The sequence below is a fragment of the Novosphingobium panipatense genome, assembly GCF_900182875.1.
Taxonomy (GTDB): Bacteria; Pseudomonadota; Alphaproteobacteria; order Sphingomonadales; family Sphingomonadaceae; genus Novosphingobium; species Novosphingobium panipatense.
This window is the reverse complement of record NZ_FXUI01000001.1, coordinates 183425-206533: the sequence shown is the minus strand read 5'-3', so window position 1 is coordinate 206533 and position 23109 is coordinate 183425. Positions and strand designations below refer to the sequence as shown.

General features: G+C 66.2%; 22 protein-coding genes and 1 riboswitch. Of the genes, 12 read left to right on the top strand and 10 right to left on the bottom strand.

The window, feature by feature from the left end:
• Positions 1–28: 28 nt before the first annotated feature.
• The gene (locus QOL62_RS00960; RefSeq protein WP_283404848.1) at positions 29–1192 is read left to right on the top strand and encodes an FAS1-like dehydratase domain-containing protein; all 1164 of its coding nucleotides are present in this window, start codon (positions 29–31) and stop codon (positions 1190–1192) included.
• On the opposite strand, the gene QOL62_RS00955 is transcribed toward QOL62_RS00960, so the two are convergent.
• Positions 1189–2025: a PhzF family phenazine biosynthesis protein gene (locus QOL62_RS00955; protein WP_283405108.1), complete on the bottom strand. Its 837-nt coding sequence runs from the start codon at positions 2023–2025 to the stop codon at positions 1189–1191. The two genes, QOL62_RS00960 and QOL62_RS00955, sit on opposite strands and share 4 nt — an antisense overlap.
• Positions 2026–2181: 156 nt before the next feature.
• Between QOL62_RS00955 and QOL62_RS00950 the strand changes: the two genes are divergently transcribed.
• The 6 genes from QOL62_RS00950 to QOL62_RS00925 all read left to right on the top strand — a co-directional run bounded on the left by QOL62_RS00950 (position 2182) and on the right by QOL62_RS00925 (position 7363).
• Positions 2182–2598, top strand: coding sequence for a glycine zipper 2TM domain-containing protein (locus QOL62_RS00950; protein WP_283404847.1), 417 nt, complete (start codon positions 2182–2184; stop codon positions 2596–2598).
• A gap of 190 nt (positions 2599–2788) precedes the next feature.
• Complete coding sequence (locus QOL62_RS00945) at positions 2789–3115, top strand: glycine zipper 2TM domain-containing protein (protein ID WP_103728352.1); 327 nt, start codon at positions 2789–2791, stop codon at positions 3113–3115.
• A 272-nt stretch (positions 3116–3387) separates the two neighbouring features.
• Positions 3388–4155 (top strand): SDR family oxidoreductase, encoded by a 768-nt coding sequence (locus QOL62_RS00940; RefSeq protein WP_283404846.1) that lies wholly within the window; start codon positions 3388–3390, stop codon positions 4153–4155.
• A 78-nt stretch (positions 4156–4233) separates the two neighbouring features.
• Positions 4234–5481, top strand: a complete 1248-nt coding sequence (locus QOL62_RS00935) for a class I SAM-dependent methyltransferase (protein ID WP_283404845.1) — start codon at positions 4234–4236, stop codon at positions 5479–5481.
• Positions 5482–5561: 80 nt separating this feature from the next.
• On the top strand, positions 5562–6779 hold the full coding sequence (locus tag QOL62_RS00930) for an argininosuccinate synthase (protein ID WP_103728351.1): 1218 nt from the start codon (positions 5562–5564) through the stop codon (positions 6777–6779).
• Between the two features lie 152 nt (positions 6780–6931).
• Positions 6932–7363, top strand: a complete 432-nt coding sequence (locus QOL62_RS00925) for a septal ring lytic transglycosylase RlpA family protein (protein WP_103728350.1) — start codon at positions 6932–6934, stop codon at positions 7361–7363.
• Between the two features lie 20 nt (positions 7364–7383).
• Here QOL62_RS00925 and QOL62_RS00920 read toward each other — a convergent pair whose 3' ends face one another.
• From QOL62_RS00920 to uvrA, 4 genes are all read right to left on the bottom strand, one after another.
• The gene (locus QOL62_RS00920; protein WP_283404844.1) at positions 7384–8565 is read right to left on the bottom strand and encodes a hypothetical protein; all 1182 of its coding nucleotides are present in this window, start codon (positions 8563–8565) and stop codon (positions 7384–7386) included.
• Positions 8566–8904: 339 nt separating this feature from the next.
• The gene (locus QOL62_RS00915) at positions 8905–9093 is read right to left on the bottom strand and encodes a hypothetical protein (RefSeq protein WP_283404843.1); all 189 of its coding nucleotides are present in this window, start codon (positions 9091–9093) and stop codon (positions 8905–8907) included.
• A complete protein-coding gene (locus tag QOL62_RS00910; RefSeq protein ID WP_283404842.1) occupies positions 9068–9640 on the bottom strand; it encodes a hypothetical protein in 573 nt (190 codons plus the stop codon). Before QOL62_RS00910 ends, QOL62_RS00915 begins: the two co-directional genes overlap by 26 nt.
• A complete protein-coding gene (gene uvrA, locus QOL62_RS00905) occupies positions 9637–12540 on the bottom strand; it encodes an excinuclease ABC subunit UvrA (protein WP_103728346.1) in 2904 nt (967 codons plus the stop codon). Before uvrA ends, QOL62_RS00910 begins: the two co-directional genes overlap by 4 nt.
• A gap of 258 nt (positions 12541–12798) precedes the next feature.
• Between uvrA and QOL62_RS00900 the strand changes: the two genes are divergently transcribed.
• Together QOL62_RS00900 and QOL62_RS00895 are read left to right on the top strand one after the other, a co-directional pair.
• The gene (locus QOL62_RS00900) at positions 12799–13224 is read left to right on the top strand and encodes a hypothetical protein (protein ID WP_283404841.1); all 426 of its coding nucleotides are present in this window, start codon (positions 12799–12801) and stop codon (positions 13222–13224) included.
• Between the two features lie 180 nt (positions 13225–13404).
• On the top strand, positions 13405–13734 hold the full coding sequence (locus QOL62_RS00895; protein ID WP_283404840.1) for a hypothetical protein: 330 nt from the start codon (positions 13405–13407) through the stop codon (positions 13732–13734).
• A gap of 25 nt (positions 13735–13759) precedes the next feature.
• Here QOL62_RS00895 and QOL62_RS00890 read toward each other — a convergent pair whose 3' ends face one another.
• The gene (locus QOL62_RS00890; RefSeq protein WP_283405107.1) at positions 13760–15307 is read right to left on the bottom strand and encodes an ABC1 kinase family protein; all 1548 of its coding nucleotides are present in this window, start codon (positions 15305–15307) and stop codon (positions 13760–13762) included.
• A gap of 127 nt (positions 15308–15434) precedes the next feature.
• Here QOL62_RS00890 and QOL62_RS00885 point away from each other — a divergent pair, with 127 nt between their 5' ends.
• Both QOL62_RS00885 and QOL62_RS00880 read left to right on the top strand, forming a co-directional pair.
• Complete coding sequence (locus tag QOL62_RS00885) at positions 15435–16007, top strand: septal ring lytic transglycosylase RlpA family protein (RefSeq protein WP_283404839.1); 573 nt, start codon at positions 15435–15437, stop codon at positions 16005–16007.
• Between the two features lie 48 nt (positions 16008–16055).
• Entirely contained in the window at positions 16056–16214 is a 159-nt protein-coding gene (locus tag QOL62_RS00880; protein WP_199183771.1) for a hypothetical protein, read from the top strand.
• A 3-nt stretch (positions 16215–16217) separates the two neighbouring features.
• Here QOL62_RS00880 and QOL62_RS00875 read toward each other — a convergent pair whose 3' ends face one another.
• Genes QOL62_RS00875 through QOL62_RS00860 form a run of 4 tightly spaced genes read right to left on the bottom strand, consistent with a single transcriptional unit; the run spans position 16218 to position 20663 of the window.
• Entirely contained in the window at positions 16218–16964 is a 747-nt protein-coding gene (locus QOL62_RS00875) for an ABC transporter ATP-binding protein (RefSeq protein WP_103728343.1), read from the bottom strand.
• Complete coding sequence (locus tag QOL62_RS00870) at positions 16961–17926, bottom strand: FecCD family ABC transporter permease (RefSeq protein WP_283404838.1); 966 nt, start codon at positions 17924–17926, stop codon at positions 16961–16963. Before QOL62_RS00870 ends, QOL62_RS00875 begins: the two co-directional genes overlap by 4 nt.
• A complete protein-coding gene (locus tag QOL62_RS00865; RefSeq protein ID WP_283404837.1) occupies positions 17923–18828 on the bottom strand; it encodes an ABC transporter substrate-binding protein in 906 nt (301 codons plus the stop codon). The genes QOL62_RS00870 and QOL62_RS00865 overlap by 4 nt, the downstream gene beginning before the upstream one ends.
• Positions 18828–20663, bottom strand: a complete 1836-nt coding sequence (locus tag QOL62_RS00860; protein WP_283404836.1) for a TonB-dependent receptor domain-containing protein — start codon at positions 20661–20663, stop codon at positions 18828–18830. The genes QOL62_RS00865 and QOL62_RS00860 overlap by 1 nt, the downstream gene beginning before the upstream one ends.
• Before the next feature lie 108 nt (positions 20664–20771).
• Positions 20772–20949, bottom strand: a riboswitch (cobalamin riboswitch).
• A gap of 201 nt (positions 20950–21150) precedes the next feature.
• Between QOL62_RS00860 and QOL62_RS00855 the strand changes: the two genes are divergently transcribed.
• Positions 21151–22362, top strand: coding sequence for a cell wall hydrolase (locus tag QOL62_RS00855; protein ID WP_283404835.1), 1212 nt, complete (start codon positions 21151–21153; stop codon positions 22360–22362).
• The last annotated feature ends 747 nt before the right edge of the window (positions 22363–23109 follow it).

The following is a 23109-nucleotide window of genomic DNA, read 5'->3' as shown; positions in this document are numbered from 1 at the left end:
CCCCGGCGCGCCAGCTTCGAGAGACCTGATGAGCACTGACTTCGACTGTTCCGACATTGACAATCACCTCGGCAAGACGATGGACTTCTCGCCCCTGCGCGAGGCCATCGCCCCCAACGACATCCGCCGCTGGGTCCATGCCATGCATTACGCGAACCTCGCCCATTTCGATCCGGAGCATATCACGGCCAGCGTGTGGGGCCGGCACGTCGCGCCGCAGAGCTTCGCGATTGCGACGGACGACGGGCACGGCGCCGCGCCGGCCTGCGTCGGCCGGATCGAGAATTCACACCTTCTGTTCGGCGGTGACGAATGGTGGTTCTACGGCCCCCGGATCGAGCCGGGCGACGTGATCACCAACACCCGCATCCCCTTCGACTACAAGGTCAAGGAAACGGGCTTCGGGCCGACCTGCTTCCAGCGCGGCGACAACAACTACGCGAACCAGAAGGGCGAGAAGATCGCCCGCCAGCGCTCCACCTCCATCCGCTACCGGGCCGAGGCGGGCGGCAACACCGTAAACACCGAAGAGTTCGAAGAGCCGGAATGGACCGACGCCCAGCTTGAGGAGATGGAGGAGCGCCGGTTCGCCTGGGTAAAGATGCTCGCGAATCTCGGCAACAAGGAACGCTGGTGGGACGACATCGCCGTCGGGGACCAGCTTCCGGAGCGCGTGTTCGGCCCGCATTCGATCGCCAGCTTCGCTACCGAGTGGCGCGCGTTCATTGTCAACACCTGGGGGGCGCTGGACCTGCGCAAGCAGGATCTCGAAGGGCTGGGCTTCACCCGCGAGATGGCCGGGTACGAAAACGATCCGGACATGATGAAGGTCAACCCCTTCCTTACGGACGGCGCATATTATGGCCCTTCGCGCGGCCACCTCTTCCCAAGGTTCGCGCGCAGGATCGGCATGCCGCGCGGATACGGCTACGGCGCATCCATGGGCTCGTGGGTCACCGACTTCCTCTCGGGATGGGCCGGCCAGCACGGCATGGTGGTGCATTCGGTCGCGAACTACCGTGGCCCCGCCCTCACAGGCGACGTCACGATCCAGACCGCCGAGGTAATCGACAGGTCGGTGGACGAGGAAGGCCGTCACCTCGTCCATGTGAAACACCTGATGAAGAATCAGAAGGGAACGACCATGTGCACCGGCACAGCCGAGATCGCCCTTCCAAAGAAGCCTGCCTAGGAAAGCGAGCCGCCGGTGGAGACCGTCTCCACCCGGCCGGCAACCCACACGGCGCCGGTGTCGTCCTGCGAACAGCAGACCCGGCCATCGGCCCCGACCTTGCGCCCCTGCGCCGCGACATAGGCATCCTGCGCCAATCCGCTTGCGAACAGATACTGCGCCACGGCCGCGTTCAGACTGCCGGTCACCGGATCTTCCACCATCTTCCCGGCCGCATCGGCGAAGAACGCCCGAACTTCGAACTGCACGTCGCCTCCCGCCGGATAGGCGCCCAGCAGGGCGACATCCGTCCCTACCGGCGCGCGCGATGCCGGTTCCGCAGCAAGAACAGCCTCTGCGCAAGCCAGATGCAACAGCTTCCAGCCCGGCCCGTTTTCGGCATGAACAGCCGCAAGGATCTCGCTGTCCTTTGCTCCCGTGAGCCGGACAACGTCGGCCCTGTCCGCATCATCCAGGGGACCGGAACGGATCAGCGGAGGCGCCCGGAAGGCGAGCGCATCTCCTTCCCGCCGCACGTCGACAAGGCCGACGCCGCATTCCTGAACCACGCGACCGGCTGACTTTGGGACTCCGCCGGCCGCAAGCCAGGCATGCGCCGTGCCCAGGGTCGGATGTCCGGCGAAGGGCAACTCCCCCGCAGGATAAAAGATTCGGACCCGGTAATCGGCCGCAGGATCCGTAGGCGGCAGCAGGAATGTCGTCTCCGAATAGCCGAGCCAACGGGTCAACCGCAGCATCTGCGCGTCGCTCAACCCTTCTCCGCCACGCACCACCGCCAGGGGATTACCGGTCAGGGAGCCTGAGCCGAAGACATCGACGAGATCGAGAAGCATCATTTTCCTGCCTGGAGCCTTTCGTACTTTCAGTGCTTTAGAGGAAGGTACGGCCTTGTCCCTGTGCCGCCGATCCACGGGACGGTTCATCGCCCGATCCGGCCTGCCGGTCCAGCCGCAAAGGTCACACACCGAAATTCCGCAGGAGTTCAAGACATGAAGAAGTCCCTCCTGGCGATGGCCACCTTCGCCGCAACCCTCACCGCACTACCCACCGCGCCCGTTTCCGCCGATCCCCCTTCCTGGGCGCGAGCCGAAGGCCGCCGAGACCGCGATCGGTACGAGCGACGGGACGATGGGCGGGACCGCAATGACATCTACGATTCCCGTGGGCGGTACCGTGAGCCTCGCCGCATCACGCGCGACTCGCGTGTCTGGCGCGGGAATGATGGGCGCTACTATTGCAAGCGCGACAACGGCACGACCGGGCTGCTCATTGGTGCCGGTGTCGGCGCTCTCGCCGGCAACCAGATCGCTGGCAGCGGCGATCGTGCGATTGGAACGATCCTCGGCGGTGTCCTTGGCGGCGTGGTTGGCCGCGAGATCGACAAGGGAGACGTGCAGTGCCGCTGACACGCGCGTGGCGGACCATGGGCACTCGCGCTTCGTTTTCCTGCCCCTGTCGACACTTATCGTTTTGTCGCTGCTTTCGCCCGGTTCGTCAGGCATTCGCAAGGGACTGATTTCGTTCATCTGCCGTTGTGGATCAATGAACCAAAAGCGGCGTTACCGGACATTCAAAACGCAATTGAGGGCATGATATATGCGTAAAGCCATTCTCGCCGCCACCATGATGGCACTCACCGTTCCCGCCACCGTCGCTTTCTCAGCCCCCGCTGAAGCACGCGACCGCCGCTATAGCCGCACCGACAACGGTATCCGCTACTGGCGGGGCAATGACGGCCGTTACCGCTGCAAAAAGTCGAACGGCACGACGGGCCTGCTGATCGGTGGCGTCGCAGGCGCTCTTGCAGGCCGGGCGATCGACACGCGCGGCGATCGCGCCACCGGCACCATCCTGGGCGCTGCGGGCGGCGCCCTCCTCGGCCGTGAAATCGACCGCAGCAACTCGCGTCCGCGCTGCCGCTGATCGCACCCCAAACTCTTCCGGAAGGCGCGTCGTTCATGCAACGGCGCGCCTTCTGCTTTTTTCAGGTTCCTGCCGTCCGCACGATGATCTGCATGAAGCCTTTCCTACTTGGGGGCGCTGTGCTCCAATGGCCCCATGTTTCAGCGCTTTACCACGATCTTCAGCCGCTCTGGCGTCACTCCTTCGTCCTTGAGGGTGGCCGGCTCCAACTCCCCTGGACCGTGTAAACCGTGTAAACCTGTGCCACGCGTGGCGAAGGAACGAGCGAGGCCATGAGCCTGCGTTCCGCCCCTCGTCCCACCATGCTGGTAACCGGCGGCGCCAAGCGAATCGGTGCAGCGATAGCCCAAGCCTTCGGCGCCGCAGGCTGGCATGTCGTCATTCACTATGGCCGATCCAGACTCCAGGCTGAAGCGTTGGCCGCTCGCCTGCCCAGCGCGGAGACCGTTTCCTGCGACCTCCACGACTGGAACGAAGGTCCGGCCATGGTGGAAGCGCTTGCGGGCAGGTTCCACGATTGGCGGGTCCTGATCAACTGCGCCGGCGTCTTCGATCTCGACACCGCACAAGGGCTCGATCCTGCCACCTTTGACAAGGCCCTGCGCGTCAACGCCGGCACCCCCGCCCGGCTCGGCCAGGCTTACCTCGCTCACGCCCGCTCGGCCTCGGGACGTCGCCTGATCCATGTCACCGATCAAAAGCTCCTCAATCCGAACCCGGACTTTTTTTCCTACACCATGAGCAAGCATGCGTTGGCCGCAACCATTCCCATGCTCTCCATGGCGCGCACTGATGATCGCGATCGCGTCTACGGCATCGCGCCCGGCGCCATCCTCGCCAGTCACGACCAGACCGACGCCGAGGCGGATGTATCCCACCGCATGAACCTGCTGAACCGCCGTGCCACACCCGAAGATGTGGCCGGCGCAGCGCTGTTTCTCGCGGGTGGTTGGCTGATGAGCGGGGAAACCGTGTACGTGGATTCAGGCCAGCATCTCCTCACTCAGACGCGGGACGTGCTGTTCCTGGCGCGTCAATGACGCACGTCGTGCGCGGTTTGTGTGTTTTTCAGCACACTGCCCCTTGCGCAGGAAGGCTCCGCACCGCACAACCCGCGCATGGCACTCGGCATCCTAGACCGCTTCCTTGAACGCGGCGTCCGAAAGGGCGTGCTTGAACTGGTTCGCGCGGACGGCAGTATCCGCCGCTTCGGCACCCCCGTCGAAGGATACCCCGAAGTCCGCATCCGCTTGATGGGCAAGGCAACTGAACGGCGGATCCTGCGTGATCCCCGGCTCGGGGCTGCCGAAGCCTTCATGGACGGCCATCTGCTGGTCGAGCGCGGGCACATCATGGAGCTGGTCTACCTGCTTCGCGCCAACGCCCGCTGGGATCGTGGCGGCGAACTCCACGAAAGCTCTCGCCTGAAGAGCGCGATCGGCAAGGTCATCACTCTCATCGACGGCATCAATCGCGCCGCCAGCGCCAAGCGCAACATCGCTCACCATTACGATGTGGGTAATGATCTTTACCGCCTTTTCCTCGACAGCGAGCACATGCAGTATTCCTGTGCCTACTGGCCGCGCGAAGGCATGACACTGGAAGAGGCGCAGACCGCCAAGCTCGCCCACATCGCCGCGAAGTTGGCGATCGAACCGGGCAACACCGTGCTCGACATCGGCTGCGGCTGGGGCGGCATGGCGATCTATCTGGCTCAGAACTTCAACGTTGCGGTGAAAGGCATCACCCTCAGCGAGGAGCAACTCGCCCTCGCCCGCCGCCGCGCTGCAGACGCCGGCGTCGGAGACCGTGTCGACTTCGAACTGGTCGATTATCGCGACCTCGCCGACAGGGGTGAGAAGTTCGACCGCATCGTCTCGGTCGGCATGTTCGAGCATGTCGGCCAGGCACAGTTCGACCGCTTCTTCCGCGACTGTGCAAGACTGATGGCCGACGAAGGCGCCATGCTCCTCCACACGATCGGACGGATGGGGAGGCCCGGCTCGACGGACGCGTTCACGCGCAAGTACATCTTCCCCGGCGGCTACATCCCCGCACTGAGCGAAACCCTCGCGGCGAGCGAGAAGGTGCGCCTGATCGCCACCGACGTCGAGAACCTGCGCCTTCACTACGCAAAGACACTGCGCGAATGGTACAAGCGCTGCGTCGCGAACAAGGAAGCCATCGTCCGGCTTTACGACGAGCGGTTCTACCGCATGTGGATCTTCTATCTTTCCGGCGCGACGGCGGCCTTCGAGAGCGGCGGCATGTGCAACTATCAGGTACAGTACGCGCGCAGCCGCCACGCGCTGCCCATCACCCGCACGTATATGGTGGAGAGCGAGAAGGCGCTGCCTGGCGGCTGAACCATTGCGAAGCCGGGGCGCACCTGTTAGGCGCGCGCGCAATTCATCCAAACGCCCTTTTCTCCGCGAAAGCCCTGCCCATGTCCGACATCAAGAAGGTCGTCCTCGCCTACTCCGGCGGCCTCGACACCAGCGTCATCCTCAAGTGGCTCCAGGTCACGTACAACTGTGAAGTCGTGACCTTCACCGCCGACCTCGGTCAGGGCGAGGAACTCGAGCCCGCTCGCGCCAAAGCGAAGCTGATGGGGCTGCCGGACGAGAACATCTACATCGACGACCTTCGTGAGGAGTTCGTCCGTGATTTCGTGTTCCCGATGATGCGCGCCAACGCCCGCTACGAAGGCGACTACCTTCTCGGCACTTCCATCGCGCGCCCGCTCATCTCCAAGCGCCTGATCGAAATCGCGCACGAAACCGGCGCCGATGCCGTGGCGCATGGCGCGACCGGCAAGGGCAACGACCAGGTCCGCTTCGAACTTTCGGCTTACGCGCTCGACCCGAACATCAAGGTCATCGCCCCCTGGCGCGAATGGGATCTCACCAGCCGCACCGCGCTCATCGCCTGGGCCGAGGCACACCAGATCCCGGTACCGAAGGACAAGCGCGGCGAAAGCCCCTTCTCCACCGACGCGAATTTGCTGCACACCTCGTCCGAAGGCAAGGTGCTCGAAAATCCCTGGGACGAGACGCCAGACTACGTCTATTCGCGTACCGTCAATCCGGAAGACGCGCCGAACGAGCCGGAATACATCACCATCGACTTTGAAAAGGGCGACGGTGTCGCGCTCAATGGCGTCGCAATGAGCCCCGCCACGCTGCTGACCCAGCTCAACGAACTCGGCCGCAAGCACGGCATCGGCCGCCTCGACCTCGTCGAGAACCGCTTCGTCGGCATGAAGTCGCGCGGCATGTACGAGACGCCGGGCGGCGAGATCTATGCCCGCGCTCACCGCGGCATCGAACAGATCACGCTGGACCGGGGTGCCGCGCACCTCAAGGACGAGCTGATGCCGAAGTACGCCGAGCTCATCTACAACGGCTTCTGGTTCGCACCGGAACGCGAGATGCTGCAGGCCGCGATCGACCACTCGCAGGCACGCGTCAACGGCACCGTTCGCCTCAAGCTCTACAAGGGCCTGGCTTCCGTCGTGGGCCGCAAGAGCGCGGATTCGCTCTACTCCGAACGCCACGTCACGTTCGAGGATGACGCAGGCGCCTACGACCAGAAGGACGCCGCCGGCTTCATCCGCCTCAACGCACTTCGACTCCGTCTGCTGGCGCAGCGCGACTCCCGCTGAACCTTAACGACATCCTGCACACATCAGGCGGCCCGTTGCCAAAGCGCGACGGGCCGCTTTCACATGGGTGGCCTTGGAAAGGCCGCACCGTTAGGACTCCTCGCACCGTCAACGACGAAGCGGGGTAGGTTTTGCAAGTACGATCGACCGGAATGCTGGCGCTGTGCGCCGCCGTGATCCTGCCGTTTGCAGGACCCGCCCAGGCAGAAGCCCCGGTCGTTCCTATCGTTGGCGTCAACGCCATCGTGGCTGCAGAAGTTCCCCAAATTGCCAAAAAGCCTGAGTTCGAGCCTATCGCAGGCGGCGTCGCCAGCTATTATGGCCGCCATCTGAAGGGCGCCCGCACCGCCAGCGGCGCACGCTACGCGCCGGATGCCCTCACCGCCGCGCACCGCACGCTGCCCTTCGGCACCCGGGTCCAGGTGACCAACCCACGCAGCGGCGAGTCCGTCGTCGTCACCATAAACGATCGCGGCCCCTTCCACGGCAACCGCGTGATCGACCTTTCGGACGCCGCGGCCGAGGAGATCGGCATCGCCCGCGCCGGCAGTGGCCGCGTGGAACTCGCCGTCCTGGCCGACTGAGCCAGCGCGCCAGCGTACCGTCACACCCCCCGTGAGGCTTCGTCCAAGATCCTGATTTTCGGGAGAAAGGGTCGGCCGGCGCAGCTGGGAGGGGGTGGGGGAAGCGCCGCGCCGGCCTTCACATCGAATAACAGCGAGACGGCGGGAGCGTTCCCGGCCCCCGCCTCATTTTGCCGGTCCGTGCCGCGCTGTCGACCAACGGACAAGTTTACACGGTTTACACGGTCCTGAGGCAACCCCTCGAGCGACTTGTACTCGATCTCCCCCGCAAGTTCCGCATCGACCCGGCTCACGGCGCGGGCCTGCCAGCCATCCCACCGCGTCGCCCGCGCCGAACGATGAACGGAACGGCTGGGCTGAGGCGGGTAGACCGGCTCCGGCACGTCCGGACGGCGATCATGATCCTCGCTCGCCGGCTCGAAGCCATGCTCCGCCTCGAAAGCGCCGTCGATCGCCTCTACCTCGTCGAGCCACGCCTCGTTCGCCGCGACGAAAGCGCGATCCCCCTCCGCCACATACGCCGAGCGCCCGAGCGGCATGGCACCCGCCCGCTCGCCGCCAGCCGCTCCATCGTCATCGTCATCCAGAGCCGCCCGCTCCCCCGCCACCAACGCCAGCGCCTCGTCGAACCGGCCCGCGTGATCCGCCGTCTCCTCGGCCACGCGGTCCAGCCGTGCAAGATGCGCAAGAAGAAGCCGCGTGTCGTAGCGCCGGCGGCTGCCGACCAACTCGCCCCGGAACCACACCGCCTCCTCCACACCATCCAGAGCGCGCGTCGCCAGCACTTCCTCGACATGGCGCCGGGCCAGCACCAGAGCCGCCTCCCACCCCGCCGCAAACGCCGCATCCCGCCGGCGCAGGAGATAAGCCGACGTCCGGCTCATCCCCACTCGCGCGCAAGCCGCGCTGACATCCCCCTTTTCGGACAGGTGGTGCAGGAACCGCACCTTGCGGGAGGCGTCCCAGGCGGTGTGAGGGACGTGGGGATCACCGGATTTCGAAAAGGAAGAGGAAATGCGAGGGCCATCGCCCTCGCGCTCCCAGGGCTTTTCCGTAGTGCTTGAGGCGGTGTCCGCACTCGCCGGATCGCCCGGGATGCCGATGTCGCGAGCTTCGGGAATCCAGCCGCGGCCGAAGCGGGGGGCCGCAGGCGCCTTCCCGGCCTCACCGTCAGCCCCGAAGTCTGAAGAAAAGTCTGTCATCGTCCACCTCGCGCAAGAGGAATGCCACGAATGGCCACGACGCAGCCCGAACGGCTGCGTCGAGGTGAACGGTTCAGTTATCGCATCTCGGGGGCTGTAGGAAAGTAATTGGGAGCTTAACGGCTCGCGGGGCGCAGAATCACGTCAGGGTACACTTTGACGCAAATCTTCCGCGTCACGAAAGCACTCCATTGCGAGCTTTAGCACGGGTGTAGATGGATCCGGGAGCGCGAGGGCAATGGCCCTCGCCTTTCTACTTTCGTCCTGCCTCTTCCGTTAAGCTGGCCGGACACCCTGGATTTCAACTTCCTCCGTCTTCCCGCGAAGAACAGGAATAGATTACCACTTTGCACCGAGTTTCGCGATCTCGTCCAGCAGGGCCTGCTTCGAGGGCGTACGGTCCTTCCCCGCGTTGCGCGGGAGGTGGGGGATGTCCGCGATCTTGCGGCGCGCGGCGAGGCGCGTGCCGAGCTCAGCCATGTCGATGACGGTTTCTGCGGATTCAGCCGGTGATGTCTTCGACGCCATAATCGCCCATGCTTTCTTCCCGGGTGCGGCGTTCAAGATAATCCAGGTCTGCGTCCGGGTGAAGGGATAACAGCATGCGGGCCTGATCAATGCGGTCCGGTGCGCTGCGGGAAGCGTACTGGCCCATACGGTCGGCGATGAGGTCTTCCACACAGATCACGCGGAACAGGGCAGACTCGCCGACGGGGCGAATCAGACGAAGGCGCGCGGGTTCGATGTTGCCGTCCATCGGCACTTCGGCGACAATCTCGAAGCCGAGGCGCAGGCCGGGGTGGACCCAGCCCTTGAGCATGGCGCCTGCGCCGCTCGGGCGGACGAAGCCGACTTGCTGCATTTCCTCTTCGAGTTCTGGCTGGCGGGTCGTGCAGATGTCGAAGTCGCCCGTGGTGACGGCGCTATGCGACCAGAATTCCGCCGCAGCGCCGCCGACGAGGATGGGCCTTTGCAGGCCGCGTACGTGCATGGCCTCGCTGACGCGCGCGAAAAGCTGGAGGGCGGCGACGAACTCGGGCCGGTAGCCGGAGTTGGCGTCCCCCTCCCCGTTCATTTCGCCCAGCTTCCCAACAGCGGCTTCAGGTATTGACCCGTGAAGCTGCGCGGTTCCTTCACCACATCCTCCGGCGTGCCTTCGGCGACGATCTCGCCGCCGCGGACGCCGCCTTCGGGGCCCATGTCGATGATCCAGTCGGCGGTCTTGATGACGTCGAGGTTGTGTTCGATCACGACCACCGAGTTGCCCTGGTCGACCAGGCGGTGGAGCACTTCGAGGAGCTTGCGCACGTCTTCGAAGTGGAGGCCGGTGGTGGGTTCGTCGAGGATGTAGAGCGTCTGACCGGTGGAGCGGCGAGCGAGTTCCTTCGCGAGTTTGACGCGCTGCGCCTCGCCGCCCGAGAGGGTCGTCGCCTGCTGGCCGACCTTGACGTAGCCGAGGCCCACCTCGTTCAGCATGTGCATACGATCGCGGATCGGGGGGACGGCCTTGAAGAACTCTTCGGCGTCCTCGATCGTCATGTCGAGCACGTCGGCGATGGACATGCCCTTGAACTTCACTTCCAGCGTTTCGCGGTTGTAGCGTTTGCCGTGGCATTCCTCGCAGGTCACGTAGACGTCGGGAAGGAAATGCATCTCGATCTTGATGAGGCCGTCGCCCTGGCACGCTTCGCAGCGGCCGCCCTTGACGTTGAAGCTGAAGCGGCCGGGCTTGTACCCGCGCGCCTGGGATTCCGGCAGGCCGGCGAACCAGTCGCGGATCTGGGTGAAGGCGCCGGTGTACGTGGCCGGGTTGGAGCGCGGCGTCCGGCCGATGGGCGACTGGTCGATCTCGATGACCTTGTCGCACTTTTCCAGCCCGGTGATCCGGTCGTGTGCGCCGGCGATCACCCGTGCGCCGTTCAGCTGCCGCGAGGCGCCCGCCTGCAGCGTGTCGATGGTGAGCGAGGACTTGCCAGAGCCCGAAACCCCCGTCACGCAGCAGAAGGTGCCGAGCGGGAACTTCGCGGTCACGCCGGTCAGGTTGTTGGCGCGCGCGTTCTCTACGCAAACGAAGTGGCCGTTGCCCTTGCGGCGTTCGGTGGGCACCTCGATCCGGCGAGTACCGTTGAGGTACTGTGCGGTAAGGCTGTTCTTGCTCTTGAGCACCTGCTTGAGCGTGCCTTCGGCAACGACCTCGCCGCCGTGGACGCCCGCGCCGGGGCCGAGATCTACGAGGTAGTCGGCGGTGCGGATCGCATCCTCGTCATGCTCCACCACGATGACCGTGTTGCCGAGGTCGCGCAGCCGCTTGAGGGTTTCGAGCAGCATGTCGTTGTCGCGCTGGTGAAGGCCGATGCTTGGCTCGTCGAGCACGTAGAGCACGCCCGAGAGGCCGGAGCCGATCTGGCTGGCGAGGCGGATGCGCTGGCTCTCACCGCCGGAGAGGGTGCCGCTGGTCCGGTCGAGGTTGAGGTAGTCCAGGCCGACGTTGTTGAGAAAGCCCAGCCGTTCGTTGATCTCCTTGAGGATGGCGTGCGCGATCTGTCGCTGCTGGTTGGTGAGCCTGTCTTCCAGCCCGCCGAACCACGCGAAGGCGTCCGCCACGGAGAGGCGCGCGGCGTCCGCGATGTCGCTGCCCGCCACCTTGACCGAAAGCGCCTCCGGCTTGAGGCGCTTGCCGTGGCAGGTCTCGCACGGCTGCGCGGTCTGGTACTTGGCCAGTTCCTCGCGCATGAAGGCGCTGTCGGTCTGGATCATGCGGCGGTTGAGATTGCCGATTACGCCTTCGAACGGCTTGTTGACGGTGTATTCCTTGCGCCCGTCCTTGAAGGTGAGCGGCACCGCCTTGCCGCCGGTGCCGTAGAGGATCACCAGCTTGACCTCGCCGGGCAGTTCGTCCCACGGCGTCGTCAGCGCGAAGCCGAAGTGTGCGGCAAGGCTGGAGAGCACCTGCATATAGTAGGGGCTGGGCGGGTTGGACTTGGCCCAGGGGACGACCGCCCCCTGCTTGAGCGTCAGATGCTCGTTGGGAACGACCAACTGGGGATCGAACAGCAGCTTCTCGCCAAGGCCGTCGCAGGCCGGACAGGCGCCTTGCGGCGCGTTGAACGAGAACAGGCGCGGCTCGATCTCTTCGATGGTGAAGCCGCTGACAGGGCAGGCGAACTTCTCGGAGAAGACGATGCGGTTGGCGGGCAGGCCCGCGCCCTTGAGGTTGGTGCCCTCCCCGCCTTCTTCCCGGCCCGGCACGATGCCATCGGCCAGGTCGACGTAGGCCAAGCCGTCCGCCAGCTTGAGCGCCTGCTCGAAGCTGTCGGCCAGGCGGGTCTGGATACCGTCTTTCACCGCGATGCGATCCACCACGACCTCGATGTCGTGCTTGAACTTCTTGTCGAGCGCGGGGGCATCCTCGATCGCGTAGAACTCGCCGTCGATGCGCACGCGGGTGTAGCCCGCCTTCTGCCACTCGGCCAGTTCCTTGCGATATTCCCCCTTGCGGCCGCGCACCACGGGGGCGAGCAGGTAGAGGCGCGTGCCTTCCGGCAGGGCCATCACCCGGTCGACCATGTTCGACACCGTCTGCGCCTCGATCGGGAGGCCTGTGGCCGGGGAATAGGGCACGCCCACGCGCGCCCAGAGCAGGCGCATGTAATCCCAGATCTCGGTCACGGTGGCGACGGTGGAGCGCGGGTTGCGGCTCGTCGTCTTCTGCTCGATCGAGATCGCGGGCGAGAGGCCGTCGATATGCTCGACATCGGGCTTCTGCATCATCTCGAGGAACTGGCGCGCATAGGCGCTCAAGGATTCCACGTAGCGGCGCTGCCCTTCGGCGTAGATCGTGTCGAAGGCGAGGCTGGACTTGCCCGAACCCGAAAGCCCGGTGATGACGATCAGCTTCTCACGCGGGAGCGCGATGTCGAAGCCCTTGAGGTTATGCTCGCGCGCACCGCGCACCGTGATGTGGGAGAGACTCATGGGAAGGCTGTGTTCCAGATTTGTTCGCGGCCATCAAGGGCGCTTCGCGGGTTTTCGCTTAGATGGGATCTACGCAGGTCAAGGCAAGGGACGGCGGGGAAATGGAAATTTGGCGGCGGCGGTATTGCGGGGGGCACGCGGCGCCTCGTCGTTCGTCAGCAACGGCTGAGAGGGTGAAGCGGTTGCCCAGCGGATACCGGCCGGCTCCCGGGCGTTCGTCCCGCTACGAACCCTTGGCCAACGACACAGGAGAAAGCCATGCGCCCGATCCCCAGCCTCGCTGCCACTCTTGCAGCCCTCGCCCTGACCGTGCCCGCCACGGCGCAGGAGCCGACCGCGCGAACAACCGCTCAGACGGTAGACGCACCCGCATCAAGCCGGCCCGAACCGGGCAACCCCGAAGAGAAACGGCGTATCCTGAACGCGCAGCAGGCCGAAGCGGCACAGCGGCAGGTCGCAGCAAATTCCGCAAGCGAGGCGCAGCACGAAGCCGCGCTTGCCCTTAACGAGATGAAGATCCGCCGCGACACACAGGCTTACGCGAACACGCTGCACGCGCACGATGAGGCAGTCGGAGCCTACCGCGCCAGCCGCGACCAGTGGGAGGTGCGCACCAAGGCCTGCTGGGACGGCGATGCGGTAAAGTGCCCCCCCGAACCCGCCGTACCCGGCACCACCCGCTGAGGCCCGTCGCCCGGCTCCGGGCCTCGAATCGCGAGGCCCGCCTGCTTCTGCGATGAACCGCTCGTCGCATCCGCTTTGCAACCGCCACCCCAAAGAGGCAAACGCAACTCGTCAGGTTGATGAGGGTGGCGGTTCATGCGGGTTGCGCGTTCGGTTCTGGCTCTGGCCCTTGTCACGTGCATGAGTATTCCGGCGCCGCTGTTCGCGGATGATCCCCGCGATGCGGCGATGACCCCGGAAGCGATCGCCAAGGACGCCGCCACGATCCGCCGCCTCAACCGGGAGCAACTGGATTACGTGCGCCGTCGCGATGCCGGCTATGCGCAAGCGTGGCGCGATCACGAGGCGGCCCGGGATAGCGGCAGCCGCTACGCACGGGACAGGCGCGCGTACGAGGAGGGCCAGGCGGACTATGCGGCGCAGCGCCGCCAGTACGAGCGCGACATGCGCGCCTGGCGCAAGGACGTCGCCGCCTGCAACGCCGGTAACTACAACCGCTGCGCCCGTTAAGCGCGGCCCGCCGCCGGCAAGCTCTCTACATCAAAGCCACGAGCAGCGACGCGACCGCGTGCAGCACGATGGCAGCCCCTACGAACGTCCCCGCATGACGGATGGCACGCGCCGTCCCTTCGCTCTGTGTCGGCGGATCACGCTGTTCCAGCCGCGCGGTGGCGGCCCGCATGAGCCGCGGTGCATCGGCTGACAGCCGCGACACTTCGAGGAACAGCGCCTCCAGGCGCTCCGGCTCGGCCAGCCGTGTCAGCCGTGCGGAGACGAGCCGGCCACGCAGCGCCGTCAGCGCCTTGGAGAGGTCGAAGTCAGGCGCGATGGCGGACAGGACGCCGTCCATCGTCACCATGGCCTTGAAGATGAGCACGAGATCGGGCGGGAGGATCAGGCCTTCCTTGCGCAGCAACGGGAAGAAATCCGCCACCATCGCGTTCAGCACCAGAGCGCCGCTGCCGTGCCGCGCGACGAGGCGCTCCGACGCCGTCAGCAACCGCTCGCGCGGGACTTCCCCGGCCTGGGACCAGAGCGCCAGCATGTCCGCCACGCCAGCAGGGTCGTTGTTGCGCAGCGAGAGGATGAAAGTGAGGAACTCATGCTGGCGACGCGGGCTGACGAACCCGACCGAACCGAGGTCCAGCAGCGCCAGCCGTTCGCCCGCGCCTGCCCCGGCGGATTCTCCCGTCCCACGCTGGCCGGGCGGCAGGCACAGCATGTTGCCGGGGTGAGGATCGGCATGGAAGCGCCCGTTGACCAGTACCATTTCCAGCACCATGCGCGCACCGATATCGGCGATGACCGAAGGATCGATGCCCCTGTCGCGCAACGCGACCGGATCGCGTGGGGGTACGCCGACGATGTAATCCATCACCAGAACCGCGTCGCTGGTGTGCTGCCAATGAATGCGCGGCACCACCGCTTCCGGCATGGTGGCAAGGTCGGCGCGCAGCATGTCGGCGTTGCGGCCTTCATTCGTGAAGTTCAGTTCGTCGAGGATCTCGCGTCCCAACTGCTCGATCATGGCAGACGGCATCATACGCCGCGCCATTGCGCTGCGTTCCTCCACGAGCACCGCGAGATGGCGCAGCAGCCGAAGGTCCGCTTCCATCGCCTTGCGAATACCGGGGCGGCGGATCTTCACTACAACCTCCGTGCCGTCGTGCAGGATTGCCCGGTGGACCTGCGCGATGGAGGCCGCAGCCAAGGGTTCGACGTCGAAGCGAGCGAAGGCCGCTTCCGGCGGCTCGCCCAGCGCGGCTTCCACGACCGGTCGCAGCTGGTCGAACGGCAGACGGGGCGCGTTGCTCTGCAGGTGCTCGAAGGCAGTGATCCACTCATCCGTCAGCAGATCGCGCCGGGTGGCAAGGATCTGGCCGAGCTTCACGTATGTCGGCCCCAGCGCTTCAAGGGCCCGGCGGGTGCGGGTGGGGAGATCGGCATCCTCGCGCGCCTCGCCGCCAAGCCCCAGCCGCGCGAGAAGCGAATCCAGACCGAAGCGCCCGATGATGGTGCTGACTTCCGCCATGCGCGCCCGATCGCGCGCGGCAACCGTCATGGTCTCGAGGATAGTGGGCATCGTGGCTCCGTACTTGCAGGTCCGGTAGGGCAGAACCGGCTGCACGCGATGCGGGTTCCGCGCACCCTTGTGGAAAGTGGCCAAAGGCGCGTTGGAACCGCCTCGCCCGGGCGCTAGGCTGGCAGCCATGCCCGGTCCATTCCGAAGCGCCCTCGTCCTCGCACTCGCTGCCCTCCTCGCCGCCTGCGGCGGCGGAACGCGCTACCGCCCGGTGAGCGACGTGCCGGTGCGGATCGGCCCGCCCTATAAAGTGCGCGGCACCACGTACACGCCTGCCGCCCAGCCCGCTTACGACATGCTGGGCTATGCCACATGGTACGGCTCCGAGAGCGGCAACCAGGTGGCCAATGGCGAGCGCTTTCGTCCCTCGTGGATTACGGGCGCGCACAAAACCCTTCCTCTTCCCACCTACGTGGAAGTCACCGCACTCGACACCGGCCGGCGCATCGTCGTGCGTGTGAACGATCGTGGGCCTTTCGGAGAGAGCGCCCGCATCATCGACCTTTCGCGCGGCGCGGCGGAACTGCTCGGCGTGCGACATCGCGGCAAGGCGGCTGTGCGGGTGCGCGTGGTCGAGCCGGATGAAAAGGACCGCGCCGCGCTGCGCAAGGGAAAGCCGGCACGTGCTCTCCCTCCGATAGCGCCCCGCACGCTCGCCAATCTGCAGGCGCAGTTCGAGCGGGGCGTGGGCACGCGCTAGGGAACCCCGGGGGGCCGTGCGTCGTTGCCTCTCCAGAGGAGAGTGACAATGACCATCGGAGCCGAAATCCCCTTCCGTCGCAGCCGCTTTGCACGCGGAACCGGATCGTTGATCCTCGACCGCCAGCGCGAAGAGCACCAGCGCCAGACCGACCACCGCGAAAATCCGATGCGGGTCTGGTCAAAAGGACGCTTCGTTCCCTCCTGACCGCTAACTTACCGAGAGCGCCCGGGTTCCGGGCTCGCCCAGCCATCGCGCCTCGCATCCCCAGACTGCGCCGATGATGTCGGCGGCAAGTGACTGGTCCGGCTCGCCATCCGTGGCGAGCCGTCCGTCTTTCAGCACGATCACGCGGTCGGCGTGGTTCATCGCCGTCGCCAGGTCGTGCAGGACCAGGACCACCCCGCGCCCGGCGTCCGCCTGCTCCCTCAGCCGCTTCATCAGGGCCAGCGCTTGGCCAACATCGAGACTGGCGAGCGGTTCGTCCGCCAGCAGCCAGCGGGGCTGCGTGGCGAGCACCCGGGCCATGAGCGCCCTTGCCCGCTCGCCCCCCGAGAGGCGCGAGACGGGCCTCGTCCGCAGCGGCTGAAGGTCCATCGTCGCGATCGCCGCTTCCACTGCGGCCTGCCCCTGCGGCGAGGACGCGTCCTGCCAAGGCAGACGCCCCAACGCCACGAGCACGTCCACGGTGACATCCCAGGCAACCTCGGGCCCCTGCGGCAGGTAGCCGATCGCCTGTGCGCGCCTGCGCGCCGGGAGCGCGGACAGCGCCTCACCCTCCAGCGTGACGGCTCCGGCATCGGACACGGTCAGCCCCGCCAGGCAGGACAGCAACGTCGACTTGCCCGCCCCGTTCGGTCCGCAGATCGCCGTGACCTCTCCGGACCGCAACGCCACTGTCACGCCCTTGAGCCGGGTGCCGAGGCTGAGATCGGTTGCCCGCAGGTCCGCGCTCATGCGAGCCCCCGGCGCATGCGCAGCAGCAGCCCGAGGAAGAACGGCGCTCCCAACAGGCTGAGCGCTATGCCGAGCCGCAGTTCTCCTCCCGCCAGCGGGAGGATGCGGCACCCGGCGTCAGCCACGAGCAGCAGCAGCGCGCCTGCCAGCGCGCTCGGCACCAGGACCGAGGACGGCCTGCGATCCGTCAGCGGCCGTACGAGATGCGGCACAATAAGGCCGACAAAACCGATGATCCCCGCCACCGCCACGCCCGCGCCGACCGTCAGCCCGACGCCGGCGATCATCAGCGCCTGCTGCCTGCGCGGCTCCACGCCCAGCGAGCGGGCAGCCGCCTCGCCCAGCGTTAGCGCGTCAAGCCCGCGCCCGGCGGTCAGCAGGAGCGCCATCCCGGCGGCGGTCAGCGGCGCGGCGATCAGGACCTCGCGCCAGGACCGATCTGTCAACGCCCCCATCAGCCAGGTGACGATCTCGCTCATGGCGAAGGGCGTGGGCGAGAGGCTGATGGCAAGACTGGTCAGCGCGCCCGCCAGGCTGGAGATCATCAGCCCGGCCATTGCGAAAAGCGCGACCCCCGCCTGCCGCCCCGCGACGAGCGCCAGCAGTGCCATGGCCCCGGCTGCGCCCGCAAGCGCGAACACCGGCAGGAGCCAGACCGACGCGGCATAGCCCGTCCAGAAGCTCAGAACCGCGCCGAGAGCGGCGCCCGGCGCTATGCCGAAGAGGCCAGGGTCGGCAAGCGGATTGCGCAGGTATCCCTGCATCGCGGCACCCGAGATGCCCAGCCCCGCGCCGACGACCAGCGCCAGCACCGCGCGCGGCAGCCGCAGCTCCATGAGGATGAGCGCTGCATTGCCCGTCACTGGGGAGAAAGGGTCAATCCAGACCCGCCCTGCCAGCAGCGAAATCGGAACCGCGAAAGCGAGCGCGAGGGAAAGGGCGAGGATCAGACGCCGGTTCATGGCCGACCCTCCGCTCGCGGCGATTCTTGTTTCATAGCCCGGCGTATTTCGGCGAACCGCGCCAAAGCCCGCGGTATCGTAGGCCCGCCGCACCAGGCCAGCCCCGGATCGATCGGCACGCGTACGAGCCCTTTCACCCGCGCCAGTGCGGGATGATCGAGCAGGCGGTTTTCCTCCCCGCCTTCCGTCTCGGCGGTCAGCACCAGTTCCGGCGGATCCGCGATCACACGCTCGAGCGGCAGATAGTCGGCCTGGGAGAGCCCGCGGGCCGCCGCTGCGTTGGCAAGCCCCGCGTGGCGCATCAGGTCGGCGATAAGCGTGGTGTCTCCCGCGACGATCCCGCCCGACTGCCACAGCAGCGCGCGGACGGGCCGCGATCCCGCAGGGGGAGCGGCCGCTGCAAGGGCCGCGTCGATCCGGGTGACGAGCGCTTTCCCCCCTGCCGGGTTGCCGGCGAGGCTCGCCAGCCTTCGGACCTGCTCGCGCGCGGCGGCGAGGTCGGTGGGGAGCGGTTCCAGATGCACGGCTATCCCCATGTCCCGCAGCGCCTGCGCGGTGGCAGGCGCAAGGAAGCTGCTGGCGACGACCACGTCCGGGCGAAGGGCCAGGATGTCCTCGACCGCATCGGACACTTTTCCGAAGGTGGCAGCCCGTGCCACACCCATCGAAGTCGACGCGGGATCGTGGCTGTAGTGCGAGACGGCAAGCAGTTGCCCCGGCGCCGCCACGTCCGCCAGCACGGCGTCCGTGCAAGGATTGAGCGAGACGATGCGCGGATGCGAGGGCGGCGTCCCGTCAGGTCCGGCGGCCCTGGGCTGACACCCCGCCAGCACCGCGCATGCCGCCAGCAGCGACAGGCGGCGGCTCCAGCGCCCGTGGGACGAAAGAGCCGCCCGCTGCATCAGATCGTCACCCGGATGCCGGCGTAAGCGGACCGTCCCGGAGTGCCGTAGTTGCGAACCACTTCATAGTGTTCATCGAGAAGATTCTCGATCCGCCCGTAGACCTCCACCATATCCGTCAGCGGATAAGCCGCGCGAATACCGACCACGGCATGCCCCGTCACATAGAGCGTGTTCGCCGTGTCATCATAGCGCCCACCGCCGACGCGCAGGTCCGCGCCCAGCTTCAGCCCCATTTCCCAGGTCTTGTCGATGCTGGCGTAGACGTTGTTCTGCGGGCGACGAGCCAGCTGTGTCCCGGTGATCGCGTTGGTGGCATCCAGGTAGGTATAGGCGAGGTTGACGTCGAAGCCCTCCCAATCCGTCACCTGCATTCCCAGTTCAAGCCCCTTCGCGCGGGCCCGACCGACGTTGTAGTAATTCCAGTTCGCCAGGTCGTAGTCGATCAGATTGCGCGTCCTGCGGTCGAAATAGGTCAGCGTGAAGCGGCCCGTTCCTTGCGCGAAGGGCTGCTCCAGCCCCACGTCCCAGCTGGTCGAGGTCTCGGGATCAAGATTGCGGAAGCCGGCGTTTGTGTAGAGCTGGTACAGCGACGGCGCCTTGAAGGCTTCGCCGTAGCTCGCACGCAGGACCGCTGCTTCCTCGCCCTCGCCCAGCACCCAGGCGCCGTTGGCGGCGAAGGTGGTGCGGTCCCCGAAATCGGAACTGTCGTCGTAACGCAGCCCGCCATTCAGCGTCAGGCCGGAAAGCGGACGCAGAGTCAGGTTGCCGAAGATGCTGTTGATACGGGTGGAATCGCCCGCGCCGTAGTTGTCGTCAAACGTCTGCTTTTCGGTTTCCCCGCCGACGAGGAGGCTGGCCATCTCCAACGGCGTGAAGCTGGCCTGCGCTTCCAGCCGCTCGGTCCGGCCGTTGGTCTCGTACGGGCCGAAGACCGCATCGTCCGAAACCCGGCGGGTGTCGTTGAGGCCGTAGCCGAAGCGCGCGCTGAGGCGACCGGCGGCATCGGCATAACGCAGGTTCGCGTAGCCCAGGGTATCCCGCTTCAGGCCGACGTGCAGCGCGTCGGCGCCGGACGCGTCGTAATCGTAATTCGCCTTGGTGTAGAACCCGCCCGCATCCGCCGAAAGCCCGGGAGCCAGTTCCAGCGAGAGGCGCGCATTGGCGTTCCGGCTCTCGAAGCCGTCCTTCTCCGTCCCGCCGCGCCGCTCGTTGAACGCGGAGAAGCCGTCGCCCTTCATCCAGTTGGCACCGAGAACCACCCCGACGGGGCCGACAAGCCCGGAGGCCGACACGTTCGCCTGCCTGCGATCGCGCCAGCCGTACTCGGCCTGCCCACGCGCGCTCCATTCCTCCGTCGGCTCGGCCGTGATAAGGTTGATGACCCCTCCCACCGCGCGGCTCCCCCACAGCACGCCGGATGCGCCGCGCACCACCTCGACACGATCGAACTGCGCGATCGGTAAGGCTCCGAAATCGAACCCGCCCCCCACGTCGCCCGGATCGTTGATGCGCACGCCATCGATGAGCACGAGCGACTGCGCGTTCTCGGCACCGCGTATGAAGACGCTCGACGGCTGGCCAAAGCCGCCGGACTGCACCACCGAACTGCCCGGAAGGCGGGAGAGGACGTCCGTGGCCGAAATCGCCTGAACGCGCTCGATCTCGTCGCGGGTGACGACGCTCACCGACTGGCCCACCTGGGTCAGCGGCGTTGGCTCACGCGTGGCGGTCACGACGATATCGGAGCGCCCACCATCAGCGGGCGCCATCTCTTCCGCTTGGGCAACAGGCGCCATCGTGAGCGCTGTGGCAAGCATAAACAGGTACTTCATGTGGCCTCCCGACCTTGAACGTGCTCTTGCCGTTCATGGCGGAGGCGTGCGAGCCGGACCTTTCGGCGCGACACGCTCGCTGCAACCGGTACACCCCGTCCGATTGCGGAACGACCGTCAGCGGGCAGGTCTCCTGGCTTCCGGATCGCCGGTGCGCCCTCACCTTCCCGGCCTGCGGCCAGTGGCTTGTTGAAGGCCCCTCCCCGGTCACAGTTGCGGGGGCAGCGCCGGCAATTGCAGCCGGCTTCCCTCTTAGGCCCTTGCAGGCACCCATGACGTGAGCGCGCGGATAGTCGTGCGCCGCCCACTTGGCAAGCCGCTCCGGCGGTGCCGCATTCCCGCCGCGCAAAGAGGCGGCCGCTTTGGAGCAAATCGTAAACCTTTGCTGATAGGAGCCACCCTGTACCGCAACGGGACGGCTCCGAAACGGCAGGATGCGCCATCCGGCCACTTGCAGTAGGCGACGCTCGAGATTGAAAGGAAACGCGTGCCTGCTCCCCCCGCCTCCACCGAACGAGACGCCGCAGAGGCGCATCGGATGGAGCGCGAGCAGCTCGTGGTCCAGAGGCCCCGTGACTTCGCCGCACGGTATCCGCGCCGCGCCCGGCCGGTCGGACGGCGTCCACGCGGGCGTGAGCGACATTGGATCTACGTCATGACGGCGGCCATGACGGTCGCGCTGCCCGCCTTCGCGGCGCCCGATGAGTGGGGCGATGACTGGGGGCGCTTCGCCGTCGCTGACGCCGCGCTTTCCGAATCGGACCCGCAGCCGATGCCTTTCGAGCAGGCCGGTGCAAGTTTTCCGGGCTCCGCCTTCTACTATCTTGAAGCGGAGACGCGCCCTCTGCAGATCGGCGAGGGCATCCATTCGGACGCGGACGATCGGGCAAGCGGCCCGCTGCCTTTCGCCCGCCCCCTCTTTATCGACAGGTCCGGCGTCGATCGCACCCGCGCGCTCCAGTGCCTCACGGCGGCGATCTACTATGAAGCGGCGAGTGAGCCCGACGCAGGCCAGCGCGCGGTCGCGCAGGTCGTGCTCAACCGGGTGGCTCATCCCGCCTATCCCGGCACGGTGTGCGGCGTCGTCTACCAGGGGTCGGAGCGATCGACCGGGTGCCAGTTCTCCTTCACGTGCGACGGGTCGCTGGCGCGCCGGCCGCAGCCGATGTTCTGGGAGCGGGCCCGGGCCGTCGCGCGTGCTGCGCTGGCGGGCTATGTCTATGCGCCGGCGGGGCTCGCCACGCATTACCACACTGTACAGGTCCGGCCGTACTGGGCGCCAAGCCTGCACCCCCTGGGCACCATCGGCGCGCACCGCTTCTACGCCTTCCGGGGCGCCGCCGGAAAACCCGCGACGTTTCGCTTCGCCTACCTGGGCGGGGAACCTGTCGCCGCGCCGCACCGCCGGGACGACAGCGCCGCCAGCGCCGCTGTCAGCGCCGCGCTCGATCCTCTGGCGGTGCAGCAGGCGTTCGCGACCGGCCTTCCCGCTTCCGGGGCGGCGGTGCAGGACATGGCCGCCGAAGCGAAGGCCCCGGCAGCACCCGCGCCTGCCTATTCAAGCCAGGTGCGCGAGCGGGGCGGCGAGGCTCTCTACACGGCGCGCAACCTGCCGGGCACGCAGGGCGTCCGCCCTGAGTACGCAAATTCCGGGCGATGGATTGCAACGCCAAACGGCGCATCCGCGGGTACTCGCTAGACCGTGTGGACAGATTCGACAGCGGCGTGAAAGACTGACACGGGTCGTTAGCTGCCGGGCAACGTCCTGGCATCATTCCTTGACGCGCAGCGCCGGCAATAGGAACACGATCAGGAGCTGCGCAGTATTGGCAAGCGCGGCGATCAGCGCCGTTATCTGCAAACCGCCTGAACGACGGGTTTCAGCAAAAGAACGTCAACAGAGTCGTCAGCGGACTAGAATAGTTAATAGGGATCATCAGGCGCATCCCGTAATTGGGACAAGCAAATGGCCGCCGGGTGCCCCCAGAACAGTAGGGAGAGCGGCAGACCCTTCGTGCAGTTACGGCAGTGAACCATAGACGATCTTTTCCCTTTTTGGATCCGGGCGCGAGAGGGTGGAACGGCGGCGTCATTTAAGATGTTGGCAAGACCTGTCTTGTAAAAGCGTTTTTATTGCCAAAACTGGAACCTGCCTTGAAACTGCGAAATCGCCCATGGAAAATGCTCGGATTGCTGATCTTTGGTACGGTTGCCATGGTGGTTTTTGGGATTGATCTTCTAGATGGGACGATTGAAACTCGCCGTTTGGGCGAGACGAGTATCCTTGAAACACCAATCAAATTTCATGCTTTAGTCATCGGGTATGTAATCTGTTGGCCAATTCTCATTTTCTCCTGGGTTATACTGTGGCATGAGTGGGGCCAAAACTACCTACCCCCGCTCAAGCCCCCAATTGACGATCCAGAGAAACGCCGCCCTATGTGAA